We start from the raw sequence: 13,577 nt of genomic DNA on the forward strand, positions 1-13,577 counted from the left end.
AATGTTCTGTACTTGTTCCTCAATCAATACAATCCAGTCCAAAACCCTTGTTATTTGAACCCAACTTAGATATCATTCCCTACCAATCGGGGCGTAGCGCAGCCTGGTAGCGTACTAGCATGGGGTGCTAGTGGTCGAAGGTTCAAATCCTTCCGTCCCGACCAGTATATCCCCTTTAAAATCAGTTAGTTGAATCTTCTTAGCAAACTCCTTTAAAAATCAAAAATTCTGCTAGGTGTACTTCTGGGTGTACTTTGTATTCTGATATTCCCAAAGTAGCCTTTGATGGAGCGATGCGTTTTATGTACTCACTTTAGCAAACGGTAGAAGGGAGTAAAATTTAGGTTGGAACTAAATTTTTAAGATTAAACGTTCATACTTAGCATTAGAGTAATAAGGTAAGGATACAAATGAGTGATATAAACCAAAACCCGGCAAAAAATTTAGGTATTTTTTCAGTACTTGATGCAGCAACGGAGATAAAATTCTTTCTTTTAGCTGTAGCTTTTGTTCTTTGGGTTGATAATGTTTTTTTATATTTCCATCAGCCTGCAATTTTAGAACTGATGAGCAATTCAGCATTACAAAATGCTAGCCTCTCATTTAAATTGATATTTATTCTTGTGGCTTTTTCGTTTATGACTTCAATAGTATTACCTGTGTTTTGCCGTTTAGCTAATGAATTGTATTTACAATTTTTGTGGAATGGAGTGGAGAAAATTTTTGGTTTTGATCAAAGAAATTATGAAACACCTTCTGATTATGTGTATGCACACGAGCTTCAGAAGGCCGCGCATGTAGCTAAAGATAAATTTTTAATCGATATATATAATGCTTATGAAAAAGTTAAGTTCGAAAGAGAACGTTCAATTAATAAGATAGCTTCGTTAGCTCTTTGTAATCTGTTTCTATTATGTATTAATTATTTTCATTATGGACAGGGGAATACAGTTTCAAGATCTTTATTAACTTATTCAGGATCTTCGCAATTGATATGGTTTTGTATTGCAGGCTTATTATTGCTTGTGTTTATTCGGTTTCATATAGATGATAGGCAGTTGGTTTTTTGCCCTGGTTTATATCAAGATCTTGATGAGAAAAAAAAACAAAATTTCCCACAAACAGAGCCAATGGAGCAAATACGCAACTCAATATTTTAATTTGATTTGAGTATCATCCCAAATAAGTTTTAGTAATATTCAAACGCGAATGCCCGAGTTCAGAAAGCCCGTGGGGTCAGGCCTTGAATTTTGAATTACAACCACTTGCTAATAAAAAACCGGTACAATTCATAATTCAAGGCCTGACCCCATTGATGCACTGACCCCTCTCTGTTTTCACACTTCAAGCCCTGTCCCCTCTTTGTGCTTGTATATTATTTGGGCTTGTGCAAAAATTAAACATATTATTGTGATCTATAGAAAAAACAGGTTTGTTACAGGTTCCGAGTCTGTTTTTTTAGTGATTTTTTTATAATACCCTTACTTTAAAGGATAAATTAACTTATGCCTAATTCGATTTCCTTAGAAAAAGTTACACCGACTAAAACTTTTATTATTGATTCCATGCCTTGTGAAGAAAAAGCGGCACATATACGAAACGAGGCTATACAAGCCATTAAACAAAATAATGATATGGAGATGGGGTATCGATATCTTCAGAGTAGGAGCGGAAGAATCAGTACTTCTCGTGAAGCTAAACTTGCGGGAGCGTATGCTATTATTATGTTTGTAAAATTTTGTAGCGATCCTGAATTTGTATCGATGTTTGCTATGTTGTTTTACATTGCCAATATTTTTCCTAATATAAGTAACTCTTCACGTTATGAGGAAACAGAAACCGCTAGTGCTGATTTGTTGAAGAAAAAATTCGGTGAACAAGAATTCAAAAAAATCCAAGATATGCCATATAACTCAAATGGATTAGCTCGTCTTTCAATATTTTTTGAAAGTAAAAATATTACAGCTGACGAGAAAAAAACTAAAAAGATAGAAGTAATCCAAGATAGTTTCCTATCATTTACAATAGCCTGCTTCATGCCAGAATTAACCATTTTGATGTTTGGAATGCAATTGTTGACTATTCTAAAAAAGAAATTAGATTCACATTTAAATTTAGAGTCTGTTGACAATTTATCCCAAACTCCACGCTCTCCAGTTTGCCTCCGAGATCATCAAGAGGGGCAGGCTGCTTTTTGGCCCTAGTAAACCCGTGGGGTCAGGCCTTGAATTTTGAATTACAACCACTTGCTAATAAAAAACCGGTACAATTCATAATTCAAGGCCTGACCCCATTGATGTGGTTGTCTGCGCCTGTGATGACGTATTCTGAATTGCTTTGTGCTTTTAGTTCTCGCAATTATCTCTGATTCGCACCATCTCAGGAGATCCTGTATTACGACTTCGTCTAATACAGGCTTGCTAATTAAACTCAAAAATATTGAAATATTTTATTTCTTTCTCGCGACTATTTCATAGTAATGGTCAAATTTTCCGGAAATGGTCGCTTCTTTTTTTATTTCGTTTAAAGTTAAGATCTCAAAATCGTCAAAGAGTTTTATGGTTTCATTTTTCGTATGAAAGGTCATATTGTCACGATCTTTTTTATCAAATGCAGTAAAACCGGGATCAAAGGTGTTTCCGATAAAATAGCCACCTGGTTTTATGTGTTTAGTGACTTGTTGCCAAAATTGTTTAAATTGCTTTGGCTTGCAAAAGGCTAATGCGAAGCTGGCTATGACGATTTCAGATTTGGGAGTATTTTTTAAATTCAGTTTTTCAAATGATGATTCATATGTTTGTAATTGATTTTGATATGGCTTGATATCTGTTCTATTGAGTAAAATGTTCAAAGCAGACTTTTGATTATCTATTGCTAATACTTTATAACCTTTTTGAAGCAATAATAGAGTTTCATGGCCAACACCTGCTCCAAAATCTATTGCAGTGGCATTAGAGCTTGGGTTAGGAATAGATTTTAATGAATTTACAATAAATTCTCTGGGAGCATCGTTTAGTTTTTTTTGAAAATATGCATCCCATCGGTTCGGCTTTAACATTAAAAGAATGATGACTACAATGCATATTAAGGAAATAAAAATAATAAATTTTTTCATGATCTTATCAATAACGTGTCTTTGAGAAGTGCGAAATTTTAAAAAATTGCATGATACAGTTATCTATTTGAAATTTCATTCTCTATTTTAGTTCGTCATGTATGATTGAAAGTAGATCATAATGACGAGAAAAATATATAATATCATCAGTGAAAATTTTGAAGGTAGCTATTAATAACTACCGTTTGAGGGAAAATGATTCAATCCTTCTGTGTGGTCTTGGTAAAAAACTGATTTCACATGGAAAAAACACTCTAAATCCATATCCGCTGGTGACTTAGACCAGAAGGCATTTAAAATTGTTAATGAGAATATGGCAAAACATATGTATTTAAATCAAATTAAAAGAGTTGCCTAATATGAAAAAACTTGTGCTGTTATTATCAAGCCTGATTTTTATATTGGGCAATTTAAATGCAACCCCTAATAATTTTGATATTTATGGAGTTGGCCCAGAGTTACAGGAACAAATTTTTTCAAAGTGTAAGGAGGAAATTAGTGAGTATGATCATTTAAGTCAACAAATCAAATTATCTTTAAAAGTAGATAAACGAATTATCAAAAGACATGAAATTGAAACGTCAATTATTAAGAAAGTGAATACACTTGGAGATTTTAGTGTAGTTGGCATTTCAACAATCACTTATCCGCAAAATCAAACCACTTATTCAACACTTGATATAGTTCAAAAAAATGACGCCAGTCGACTTCCAAAATCACCTATTCAGCATGAGAAAAAAACTATAAAAAAATCTGAGGCCTTAAAAAAATTATTTCAAATATGGAACAATTATATTAATCGAACCATAATTTTAATGAATCAAAACAAATTTGATATGAAAGTACGATCATGTCCTTTTATTCATTGTACATGGGGCTTTGACAAAGAAGAGCTGAAAAATGATGCACCTGAATTAAAAGCCGGGTCATCAAAATACAAAGATCAGCTTATCGATATCATTAAATACAGTAATAATGATGAAGAGAGAGGGCAAGCGATTTTCATTCTGGCAAATACCGATGATTATCATGAAATTACTCAGCTGATGATAAGCCTAACTAATGATCCTAGTGAACTGGTAAGAAATAATTCTATGAGAGTATTAGGAGCTATTTTGTCAAAATATGATATCCATGGTTTGGATATACATAATATTCTACTGGCACTAAATTATCCCTATGTTACTGATAGAAATAAAGCCGCTTATGTTTTGTGGGACATGGTTCGCAAGGACAAATCCATCCATCGATTAGTAATAAAGGAGTCCGGAAATACTTTAATTAATTTATTAAAATTAAAGCAACCTAATAATCATGATTATGCTTTTCTTATTCTTAAAGAAATAAGCCATCAGAACTATTCTGAGCATGATTTCCAACGTTGGCAACAATGGATTGATTTAGAAAATAATAACCTAAAAAATTCTTAATTGGGGATAATAATTTTATGGAAAAACAATCCACCTTATTTAGAAAAGAAGTGATGGATAAGCGCCTCAATAGAAACTTAGGTACTTTCCGAATTAATGTTCCGTTAAATTATCAAATAACAGGTATTTTAACCTTGGTTTTACTTATGATTATTACTTTTTTTATGTTTTGCTGAAACTTCTGAACGATCTTATATTCGAGGTTCTTTAGATTCAGATGTTGGGGTTATTACGGTTAACTCAGAAGCATCATAAAAGACGTTGAGCAATTAAGAAAACCCATGCAACAAGTCGCTAATTCTATACTTAAGCATATGATGGAGACGGCGGATATTTGTTAATCAAAAAAATTTAATCTCTTGCACCGTTGCTCTAGTAATTCGAGATACTTTTCCTGCATTGGTTGAGATAAAAAACTGAAACCGATCAGCTCTTGCCATTTTGGTATTACCTGATGGAACTCTTGTACTATTCCATCGATCACGTTCTGGTTTAATCCTAATTGTTCAATGGCAAAATATTTAAGAAAATCACTCTTTGTTAAATTATTTTTTTTTCCTTTTAGAGGTAAAGCCAGTTCTTCTTTGGTATTTTTTTGAGCGATAGTTGAGTTAAGTAAATCATATGCTGGTGATATGGAAATTTTTCTATCCTTAGTAATTAATGAAAAATTTTTTAGATGCATGTCTTCATTGCCGATCAGAAAGTTAAACAACGTCAATTTAAATAATTTCACGAATTCAATTTTTGGGAATGTACAAAACTGTTCTATAACTGAAATCACTTTTTCCATAGAGCTTTTATATTTTGTATGTCGATCTTCACCCGATAGCTGTGCAAAATCTTCTAAAGCTAACTTTTTTTTATGGCCTATTCGATCAAAGCGTTTAATGAAGTAGGTCAAACTGTTGTCTTTGGAATAAACCAAACCATGAATCGGAACTTCAAGGCCAATGGTCTTTGCAAGGGTCATAGTAATGGCTTCATTTTCAGGCAATTCCGGATAAATATCGCTTTGTGGTTTTAAAATATATTGACCCTTTTGATCAACAATTTCAAAACGACCTTCTTTAATCTTTAGTTTTGCGCTTAGTTTCTTTTGGACGCCTTGAACAGACATCTTTCCTACTCGAGCAATTGCTTCCTGACGCTGTTCATCAGCACTTAAATCTATAGGACTAAGGTTTTTTAATTGAGGAGAAAGCAAATGCAATCCATGTTGCGAATAGTTTTCTTTGTCACTAATCTTTTCATAAGTAATAGGGCAGTGTTTCATCTTATTTCCTCAATAGTCACTGCGCCTACAACATCTTGGCCAACTAGTATCAACTGAGCAAAATAGTCATTTTTGTCAATTTTATATTTACGTAATAGTGCTTCAAGCATAATTCCTTCAGGAAGCAATCCTTCAAAAAAGGGTGGAAATACGTCAAAATCATAGATCTTATTGTTCAACGGCATAGTGAGTGAAACAGGCGCGCCCTGATAATCATCAAAGTAAGTAAATTGATATACTCCAGCTTGTAATTCTTCTAATATTCCAGCTTTAATACCATTCACTGATACGTATGCTTTTCTCATATACTATGATCCGTTGTTTGAGGAAAAGGCGTTTCAAATTTCATTTGGATATTTAAAACATCGAACACTTTTAGCAAGGTGTTCAAGCGCACCGATTCTTTCCCTTTTTCAATATCATAGATAACCGTCTTACCGACACCCGCTAACCGTGCTAATTCTTGCTGCGATAAGCCGCTTTGCTTTCGGTAGTAATGGACTAAATTGGCAATCTCGTTTGTGGGCATGGAACACCATAAATTAATCATATATTACTGTTATAGCAGTAAAAACGATAGAAATAAATTTATAATTGCATTTTTTTGCATTAATTAGCTATAAATTACTGCTATGGCGGTAAATTTGATTGATTTCCTGATTTTACCTAAATTTATTTATTAAAAATTCTTGAAAATTACTGTTACCGCGGTAAATTTTTGAGGGAATAACAAAAAAGTCATGTTCAGTCTCAAAAATTTGTCCATTATGGATTAAAGGTTCGGCTAATATGGAATATAAGTTCGTTTAAAATGGAATGAGAATAGATTTCTATGATCAGGTAAAAAACATCGGGACAGAAGAGGGGCAAGTGGGCTCCTCTTATCATTACTGGTCTAATTCGCTGATTTTTTTAATTAATACTATATTAAGCACCCGTGGGGTCATCACCCGTAGGGTCAGGCCTTGAATTTTGAATTACAACCACTTGCCAATAAAAAACCGGTACAATTCACAATTCAAGGCCTGACCCCATTGATGGTGCGGAATATTGGGTGTTTTGGCCATTTTTATTATAGAATTGCCTGTATTAACAATGAGTAAATTATAGTTCATTTTCATCCAGTAACATTTCTTCCGGAATCCTTATAGATAAATTATGAAGCTGATAATTAATGACTGAATCACAAAAAACGTGATTTAGAAATAAAAGACTGGGATTTTCCAAAGTGCATCCTTCCTTTTTGGCAAAATAAGCATGTTGATTAAACTCTTCCCACTCTTGTGCTATATGAGGTTTTAAGTCACTGGTGCTCTGGAGTGCTTCTTTGTAAATGCAAGGAGTGTGTCTTAAATTACCTGAAAATTGAGGGTGAGCAGCAAAATTAGCCAAAAGTATTTGCATCAATGAGTATCGGCTTAAACGATTTAGGAGTGTTGAGGGGGCTTCTGCTGTTTTTGAGTAATCAATAACTCCTTCGCAAATAATAGCAGTTTCAAATTGAGCGTTGATTTGTGTGGTAAAACAAAACTCCTTTTTATCAAATGAGGGCATGAAGCCTAAAATAAGTTCATCATGATAATGATGCTGCACATATCGAGAGAGCTTGATGATAACTGGAGTATTATCTTGTAATGCACTTAAAAGAATGACTTTGGCTGTTGCATATTGCGGGAGGTAGCTTCGTTTGTGATCATCATAACGAGTTACAAGCAGTTGATTTAGAATCGTATTGCTAGAAAGTTGGCTTTTCTTTTGAATAAAATGGCATGACATCGCAGAGAGTTCTTTTTGAGCACTGGAAACCAGTGATTTGATTTTATTATGGACCAGACCCAGAGTATTCAATGCTTCCAGACATGTTTTTTCATGAAGCATAAAAGAGGTAGATGGGAATTGCTTTTTAGTTAATGTCAGCACATGTGACAAAAAAACAAATTTAATATCAAAAAGAAACGCCTCATCTAGCTCGGTATAGAGATGGTTCTCTTGAAGATAGTCTTCAATCGTTTGCTTGGTATGTTCGCTAATAGGAGGTAATGTATTAATTTTTTCTATAAGTTCTTCTATGGTTTGGATAAGTACTTCCCATTGATGCCAATTATTGTTTTTTTGGTACTTATGAACCATATGCCATAGAGTAAATGCTCTGATATGACACGCATTCTCACAAACCAGAGGATCAAGGGCATACAGTTCTTTGTTTATAAACAGTTGCGCAGATTGTTGGCATAGTTTAAAAAGGTTTGTTAAGGTTTCTTTAGGAAAATTAATCAGTTTATGAAGAAAGTCGTGAGGGAAAATAGAAATGAGGTTTGGCGGCATAATGAATTATCCATAATTACACGGACTGGTATTGTATAAAAATATTACACAAAAATCAATTAATCAGCACGATTGATTAATTTTTTAGGCTCTCATTAAACGACCACATTTTGATACTCCAAATAGAGTAGGGAGATGTCTTGTGTAGTAATATTCTTTTTTATCAGATACTTGAGAGAAGAGCATATAAATTAGATACAGTTCCCGAACTGATATTGAGGCTTCGCCCAACATCACGGTTACTAAGCTCTTGTTCATGCTGTCGAAATACACCTTGAGTTTTTCGAATACTTAATAGTCTCTCGATGATCTCACCTTGGGTCACAAGACGAGTATTCTATTAACGGAATCACTGATAAAATGCTCCGGAATTGGTGATCAAGTAACGCCATAATCACTGATCAAGTGTTTCCAGAATCTACGATTAAATACGGCTGGAGTTGGTGATCATTTCATTCCGGAATACACAGACAGGCAAGATTTACTTGGGCATCGTTCAGGAAGGATTACAACTCACTATTCTTCAGCTGCACAACCGTGGGGTCAGGCCTTGAATTTTGAATTACAACCACTTGCTAATAAAAAACCGGTACAATTCATAATTCAAGGCCTGACCCCATTGATGCTGACCCCATTGATGTTCAGCTATATTGGGATAGTTAAGGCGAATAATATTATTATATTCTTCTTCATTACTGTATTTATAGCTCGCTTCGTCTTCCCACAATAAATTCATTAAATTTAAGAGAGTTTTAATACTCGATTCAGCTACATAATCTAAAGGTTTAACCTTTGGTATTAGACCGGGGGTTGCAACTATTGGAGGTCTTACCAGGGCTTTATCAAAGGATGAAGCATTGTCTCTTCCTGTAAAATACAAAGGAGATTTAGTACTAATAAATTCATAGAGATCATGCGCAAGGTATCGTTTATAAATTTTTAATAGCTCCTTATCTGCAAGTGTACTAATTTTTTCTTCTAATGGTATAAGCATTTCAGTGATTTTTGCTGCAGTAACCCAGCAAACGCGGCGTGCGGGTTTATCAGATTTTAAATAATCAACTATTGATACTGATGTTTCCTTATATTTGTCTAGATAAAATCTTGAGGTGGATAGAATATCATTTTTATTATTTCTATAAGCCTGGTATGTGATTGCTGAGGCAGCAAAAAAAGCAGCGCTGCATGTAAATGAATCAAAGTTATCCATTGGAAAAAGAAGTCCTTGGCTAATTGCAACAATGCCGGACAAACTTAAAAAAACGGTTGAGATTAGAGGGAGAAACCTTAATAAGGTACTAATTTTTTTGCATTTAGAGTGAAAGTGCATTACAACCTTAAGACTAAAGAATTGAATTGCTGTTGTTGCTAGTTGTTATCTGTGAGTGCCCCATCAGTGCCCCTCAGAGGTCTTAAATTTATTCGAAATACTCGTAACTACTTGATTTTATTGGTGGGCCCACTAGGACTTGAACCTAGGACCAACGGATTATTAGTCTGTAAAATACGGGTTTTAGCACGTTTTATCAAATTTTAAATTCTTTAAAAACCTTTTAAAATCAACGTTTATAAGCCATAATTTGCCATATTGAAATTTATTTAGTTTTAAATAAAGTGTCTACATGGCGTCTACATGGGATTTTAGAGGTGTATTATGGCGGAAGCTGAAAAGGGTATTAAATTAACCAAAACCATCGTTGATAAACTCGAACATATCCCCGGTAAAACCCAAACGTTTTATCGTGATAATGATTTAAAAGGCTTTGCTTTGAGAATTACCTCAGGTGGCGTCAAAAGTTTCATTGTTGAAACCAGAATCAATGGTAAGGTTAAAAGAGTCACTTTAGGCAAATACGGCAACTTGACAGTTGAAGAAGCCAGAAAGCAGGCCAAGAGTCTTTTGGGTAGTGTGGCCAGAGGTGATGATCCCATTGCTGAAAAGAAAACCAAGAAAGTTCATGCCATGACCTTACAACAAGTGCTGAATGATTACTTAAAAGCAAGAAAAGATTTAAAGCCACGTACCTTAAACGATTATCAATGTGTGCTGCATGAGGTCGTACCTGACTGGCTTGATAAACCTCTGGTAAATATTACCCGCGAGATGATTGCCAAACGGCATACCAAACATGGCCACGCAAATAGTAAAGCTCGTGCTAATAATGCCATGAGAGTATTAAGAGCCATTTTTAATTACGCCATGTATGAATATCAAGATGGTAACGGACATCCAATTATTACTATTAACCCAGTCAAATATCTCTCGCATACCCGGGCATGGTATCGAGTAGATCGAAAACAAACAGTCATCAAACCCCATCAATTAGCTGACTGGTATAAAGCAGTTATTGTACTGGTAGAGACCGATAACTACCGTAATGCCTTATTATGGCATGATTATTTTTTATTGCTTTTGTTTACCGGCATGCGAAAAATGGAAGCTGCATCTTTGCGCTGGGAAGATGTGGATCTCAAATCAAAAACTATTACTTTGCAAGACACCAAAAACCACGAAATCCACACACTACCTATGTCTGATTTTGTCTTTGAGTTAATGGAACGCAGGAGCCGGAATAAAACGAGTGAGTTTGTATTCCCAGCTGAAAGTAAAACAGGTTATATCTATGAGCCTAAAAAGGCGGTGAATAGGGTAGTGGAGTTATCAGAGGTACCTTTCACTCTCCATGATCTTCGAAGAACTTTTGCTACTATAGCCGATAGTCTTGATCTTCCAGCTTACGCATTAAAGCGACTTCTTAATCATAAAATGAATAATGATGTAACTGCCGGGTATATCATGAAAGATGTGGAGCGATTACGTAAACCAATGCAGCAAGTTACCAATTTCTTGCTTGAGCATATGGGAGGACAAAGCGTATGATGATATCTAAACCTAGAGGAATTTTCTTATGACTTTAAAAGATTCAATGCCATCTTTATTTGAGGTGGGTGATCTTGAAACCAAGGCTGTTTTAAAAGCAGCAGCTAAAGCTCATCAGGCCTTAGGTGAGGTAAAAGGGGTTGCTGCAAATATTCCTAATCAATATATCTTGATTGGTACTTTGTCCTTGCAAGAGGCCAAGGAAAGTTCTGCCATTGAGAATATAATCACAACGCATGATGATCTATATCGCAGTGATTATGAGTCAAAAAGCTTTGTATCCCATAGTGCAAAAGAAGTGCATAACTATGCCCAAGCATTAAATCGTGGGTATAGGATAGTTAAAGAAATGGGATTAATTACAAACAATACGCTATTAACTATTCAGCAAACACTTGAAGAAAATGACGCTGGTTTTCGTACTCAGGCGGGTACACAACTGAAAAATGATCAGACTGGTGAAGTGATTTATACACCACCACAAGATAGGGATGAGATTATTCGGCTGATGTCTGATTTAGAACGATTCATCAATGAAGATGAACGCTGTAGCTATGATGATCTGGTAAAAATGGCATTAATTCATCATCAATTTGAAAGTATTCACCCTTTTTATGACGGCAATGGAAGAACAGGTCGGATTCTCAATATTCTTTATTTAGTAAAACAAGGGTTGCTGGATACACCTATTTTGTATTTGTCGCGCTATATAAACCAGAATAAACAACAGTACTATTCATTATTACAAAAAGTACGCGATGAGAAAGATTGGGAGTCATGGATACTCTATATATTAAAAGCGGTTGAAAGCACTGCAAAGCAGACAACACTTTTAATTAGCGAGATCAGGGCACTAATGCAAAGTTATAAAGTAGAAATGAAAGATAAATTGCCTAAAGTTTATAGTCATGAATTATTAAATAATTTATTCAAGCATCCCTATACCAAAATAGACTTTGTAGTGAGTGATACGGGCAAATCTCGTCAAACGGCCTCAAAATATTTGGATGAGTTGGTACAAATTAAATTGTTATCCAAGCACAAGATAGCAAAAGACAATTTATACCTTAACGACAATCTTTATCGATTATTAATGAATATTCCCATTGTAGATTAAATAGTCATGTTAAAGAAATCGCATTTTCTTAACATGACCTCATTCTCATGTTAAGAAAATGCGATTTCTTTAACATGAGAGGTGATATAAGTTAAATTATTTGAATATTGTTAACATGATGTTAAATAGAAACTACTGGGGCAAAGCAATGAGTATAAAAAAATAAGTATGTATTTTGTTTGTTTATCCATTTGCGGAATATTACATGCAATGCTCCCTGTTGAAGTGATTCAATCCTGCAAAAACAATAACCCAGCAAATAAATCCGTTCTCATGACCTGCATCAAATGCTTATCAGTATTTTATCGCTTCAGATCCTTATAATGAAAAAAAATCAAATTATGAGATCTCGTTCTATTTTTTTGAGAAACATGATTAATCAACATTCCTTTTCACGAGTTTAAATAAGAATGAAATTGACATTATACCTTTGCCCGAGGTTGTGAATTTTATTAGTAACTTTCTTATGCCTAAAATTGTCAAAGAATCTTTAAATTAAAATAATCAGGTGGTAGTTGCAAAGTTACTATTGAAGTGAGGGACAAAAGGGACAACCGGGATGCCCTCGTCTTTATTGGGTTAGATGGGTCCCTTGCTTATTTTGAAATGGTGTGATCTAGGAGACATAATAATTGTTTAAGAGGGACAGGGGGCAATTCTTTTAACTAATGGAAGGTATAAGATTCAGCTTGCATTTAGTTTTTATCGACATTAAAATGCCGCCGCTGTAATTATTTTTAAGGATTACTTATGGAAAATGTATTTTTGAAGCATGGAATAAATGTTAATTTGGTAAGACCTCCCGCAGTTATTGAAAGTGACATTAGGTTAATACAAGAAAACGCATCCGTAATAAGCAAAAAGGCTATGGAGCTGACTGATTCATGGGCTGGTGTTATGTTTGTCTTAAGCCAAGAAGTAGTTGAGAAAGTTGCCACTGCTGTGGGTTTTGATATAAGAATTGCAAAAAATATTCACAAAGAAATTAAGAAATTGAAGTATGCCACGACAGAGAGCCAGACAACTTTTAATGAGCCTCTTGCGACTTGGCATGCCATTGATGCGACGTTGCTTGTTTTGAGAGGAGCAACAAATCTTGATCACGCGCTGTCTGATTTTTCTAACGAGAATATACAAAGCATATTAGATGCACATCAAGATGTTTTTCAACGTATTAGAGAAGCGCTACCCGAATATACTGCTCAGATGAATTTTAATCCAGAAACAGCATCTGCTGTTTTGCGATCATTTGGAGCTGATATTTCTTCAGATATGCTTTATGCCCTTGCATCAAAATATGGAACTTCTTCATGTGTTGATTTGGAGGGTCGAAGAGGTGTCTCATCTGATTTTATTCGATGTGTTACATTAACTTTAGCTTATGCTTTGAGTTAATTTTGAGTCTTGAGCAGGTTTGTAACAACCTGCTCAAA

The 13,577-nt window shown here is 34.6% G+C and carries 13 protein-coding genes and 1 tRNA gene; 7 read left to right on the forward strand and 7 right to left on the reverse strand.

All coding sequences use genetic code 11. The features are described from left to right. Positions 1-87: 87 nt before the first annotated feature. The 3 genes from G543_RS0102975 (at position 88) to G543_RS0102985 (ending at position 2,204) form a co-directional block, all read left to right on the forward strand. Positions 88-164, forward strand: a tRNA-Pro gene (locus G543_RS0102975). Between the two features lie 246 nt (positions 165-410). Beyond that, positions 411-1,160 (forward strand): hypothetical protein, encoded by a 750-nt coding sequence (locus G543_RS0102980; protein WP_028383210.1) that lies wholly within the window; start codon positions 411-413, stop codon positions 1,158-1,160. 345 nt (positions 1,161-1,505) lie between these two features. After that, the gene (locus tag G543_RS0102985; RefSeq protein ID WP_028383211.1) at positions 1,506-2,204 is read left to right on the forward strand and encodes a hypothetical protein; all 699 of its coding nucleotides are present in this window, start codon (positions 1,506-1,508) and stop codon (positions 2,202-2,204) included. Between the two features lie 245 nt (positions 2,205-2,449). Here G543_RS0102985 and G543_RS0102990 read toward each other — a convergent pair whose 3' ends face one another. Then, the gene (locus G543_RS0102990; RefSeq protein ID WP_028383212.1) at positions 2,450-3,115 is read right to left on the reverse strand and encodes a class I SAM-dependent methyltransferase; all 666 of its coding nucleotides are present in this window, start codon (positions 3,113-3,115) and stop codon (positions 2,450-2,452) included. A 359-nt stretch (positions 3,116-3,474) separates the two neighbouring features. Between G543_RS0102990 and G543_RS0102995 the strand changes: the two genes are divergently transcribed. Continuing rightward, entirely contained in the window at positions 3,475-4,545 is a 1,071-nt protein-coding gene (locus G543_RS0102995; protein WP_028383213.1) for a HEAT repeat domain-containing protein, read from the forward strand. A 337-nt stretch (positions 4,546-4,882) separates the two neighbouring features. Here the strand turns inward: G543_RS0102995 and G543_RS0103005 are convergent, their stop codons facing one another. From G543_RS0103005 to G543_RS0103030, 6 genes are all read right to left on the reverse strand, one after another. After that, complete coding sequence (locus G543_RS0103005; protein ID WP_028383214.1) at positions 4,883-5,821, reverse strand: lpg2370 family Dot/Icm T4SS effector; 939 nt, start codon at positions 5,819-5,821, stop codon at positions 4,883-4,885. After that, the gene (locus G543_RS0103010; RefSeq protein WP_028383215.1) at positions 5,818-6,126 is read right to left on the reverse strand and encodes a HipA N-terminal domain-containing protein; all 309 of its coding nucleotides are present in this window, start codon (positions 6,124-6,126) and stop codon (positions 5,818-5,820) included. The genes G543_RS0103005 and G543_RS0103010 overlap by 4 nt, the downstream gene beginning before the upstream one ends. After that, complete coding sequence (locus G543_RS0103015; RefSeq protein WP_028383216.1) at positions 6,123-6,350, reverse strand: helix-turn-helix transcriptional regulator; 228 nt, start codon at positions 6,348-6,350, stop codon at positions 6,123-6,125. Before G543_RS0103015 ends, G543_RS0103010 begins: the two co-directional genes overlap by 4 nt. Before the next feature lie 448 nt (positions 6,351-6,798). Then, a complete protein-coding gene (locus G543_RS18895; protein WP_155824902.1) occupies positions 6,799-6,936 on the reverse strand; it encodes a hypothetical protein in 138 nt (45 codons plus the stop codon). After that, on the reverse strand, positions 6,926-8,146 hold the full coding sequence (locus G543_RS0103025) for a hypothetical protein (RefSeq protein WP_028383217.1): 1,221 nt from the start codon (positions 8,144-8,146) through the stop codon (positions 6,926-6,928). Before G543_RS0103025 ends, G543_RS18895 begins: the two co-directional genes overlap by 11 nt. A 562-nt stretch (positions 8,147-8,708) precedes the next feature. Next, positions 8,709-9,356, reverse strand: a complete 648-nt coding sequence (locus G543_RS0103030) for a hypothetical protein (RefSeq protein WP_028383218.1) — start codon at positions 9,354-9,356, stop codon at positions 8,709-8,711. A 444-nt stretch (positions 9,357-9,800) separates the two neighbouring features. Between G543_RS0103030 and G543_RS0103035 the strand changes: the two genes are divergently transcribed. From G543_RS0103035 to G543_RS0103045, 3 genes are all read left to right on the forward strand, one after another. Next, positions 9,801-11,027 carry a tyrosine-type recombinase/integrase gene (locus tag G543_RS0103035; RefSeq protein WP_028383219.1) on the forward strand — a complete coding sequence of 409 codons (1,227 nt, stop codon included), beginning with the start codon at positions 9,801-9,803 and terminating at the stop codon, positions 11,025-11,027. A 28-nt stretch (positions 11,028-11,055) separates the two neighbouring features. Further along, positions 11,056-12,144, forward strand: a complete 1,089-nt coding sequence (locus G543_RS0103040; RefSeq protein WP_035921289.1) for a Fic family protein — start codon at positions 11,056-11,058, stop codon at positions 12,142-12,144. Between the two features lie 750 nt (positions 12,145-12,894). Beyond that, positions 12,895-13,539 carry a hypothetical protein gene (locus G543_RS0103045; RefSeq protein WP_028383221.1) on the forward strand — a complete coding sequence of 215 codons (645 nt, stop codon included), beginning with the start codon at positions 12,895-12,897 and terminating at the stop codon, positions 13,537-13,539. Positions 13,540-13,577: the final 38 nt, after the last annotated feature.

The sequence above is a fragment of the Legionella moravica DSM 19234 genome, from assembly GCF_000423305.1.
GTDB classification, from domain to species: domain Bacteria; phylum Pseudomonadota; class Gammaproteobacteria; order Legionellales; family Legionellaceae; genus Legionella; species Legionella moravica.

What these genes read in the sequence shown, in the direction of transcription:
- G543_RS0102980 (WP_028383210.1), top strand. Translation starts at nt 411, where the DNA reads ATGAGTGATATAAACCAAAACCCGGCAAAAAATTTAGGTATTTTTTCA.
- G543_RS0103040 (WP_035921289.1), top strand. Translation starts at nt 11,056, where the DNA reads ATGACTTTAAAAGATTCAATGCCATCTTTATTTGAGGTGGGTGATCTT.
- G543_RS0103015 (WP_028383216.1), bottom strand. Translation starts at nt 6,350, where the DNA reads ATGCCCACAAACGAGATTGCCAATTTAGTCCATTACTACCGAAAGCAA.
- G543_RS0102995 (WP_028383213.1), top strand. Translation starts at nt 3,475, where the DNA reads ATGAAAAAACTTGTGCTGTTATTATCAAGCCTGATTTTTATATTGGGC.
- G543_RS0103035 (WP_028383219.1), top strand. Translation starts at nt 9,801, where the DNA reads ATGGCGGAAGCTGAAAAGGGTATTAAATTAACCAAAACCATCGTTGAT.
- G543_RS0103045 (WP_028383221.1), top strand. Translation starts at nt 12,895, where the DNA reads ATGGAAAATGTATTTTTGAAGCATGGAATAAATGTTAATTTGGTAAGA.
- G543_RS0102985 (WP_028383211.1), top strand. Translation starts at nt 1,506, where the DNA reads ATGCCTAATTCGATTTCCTTAGAAAAAGTTACACCGACTAAAACTTTT.
- G543_RS0103010 (WP_028383215.1), bottom strand. Translation starts at nt 6,126, where the DNA reads ATGAGAAAAGCATACGTATCAGTGAATGGTATTAAAGCTGGAATATTA.
- G543_RS18895 (WP_155824902.1), bottom strand. Translation starts at nt 6,936, where the DNA reads ATGAACTATAATTTACTCATTGTTAATACAGGCAATTCTATAATAAAA.
- G543_RS0103030 (WP_028383218.1), bottom strand. Translation starts at nt 9,356, where the DNA reads ATGGATAACTTTGATTCATTTACATGCAGCGCTGCTTTTTTTGCTGCC.
- G543_RS0102990 (WP_028383212.1), bottom strand. Translation starts at nt 3,115, where the DNA reads ATGAAAAAATTTATTATTTTTATTTCCTTAATATGCATTGTAGTCATC.
- G543_RS0103005 (WP_028383214.1), bottom strand. Translation starts at nt 5,821, where the DNA reads ATGAAACACTGCCCTATTACTTATGAAAAGATTAGTGACAAAGAAAAC.
- G543_RS0103025 (WP_028383217.1), bottom strand. Translation starts at nt 8,146, where the DNA reads ATGCCGCCAAACCTCATTTCTATTTTCCCTCACGACTTTCTTCATAAA.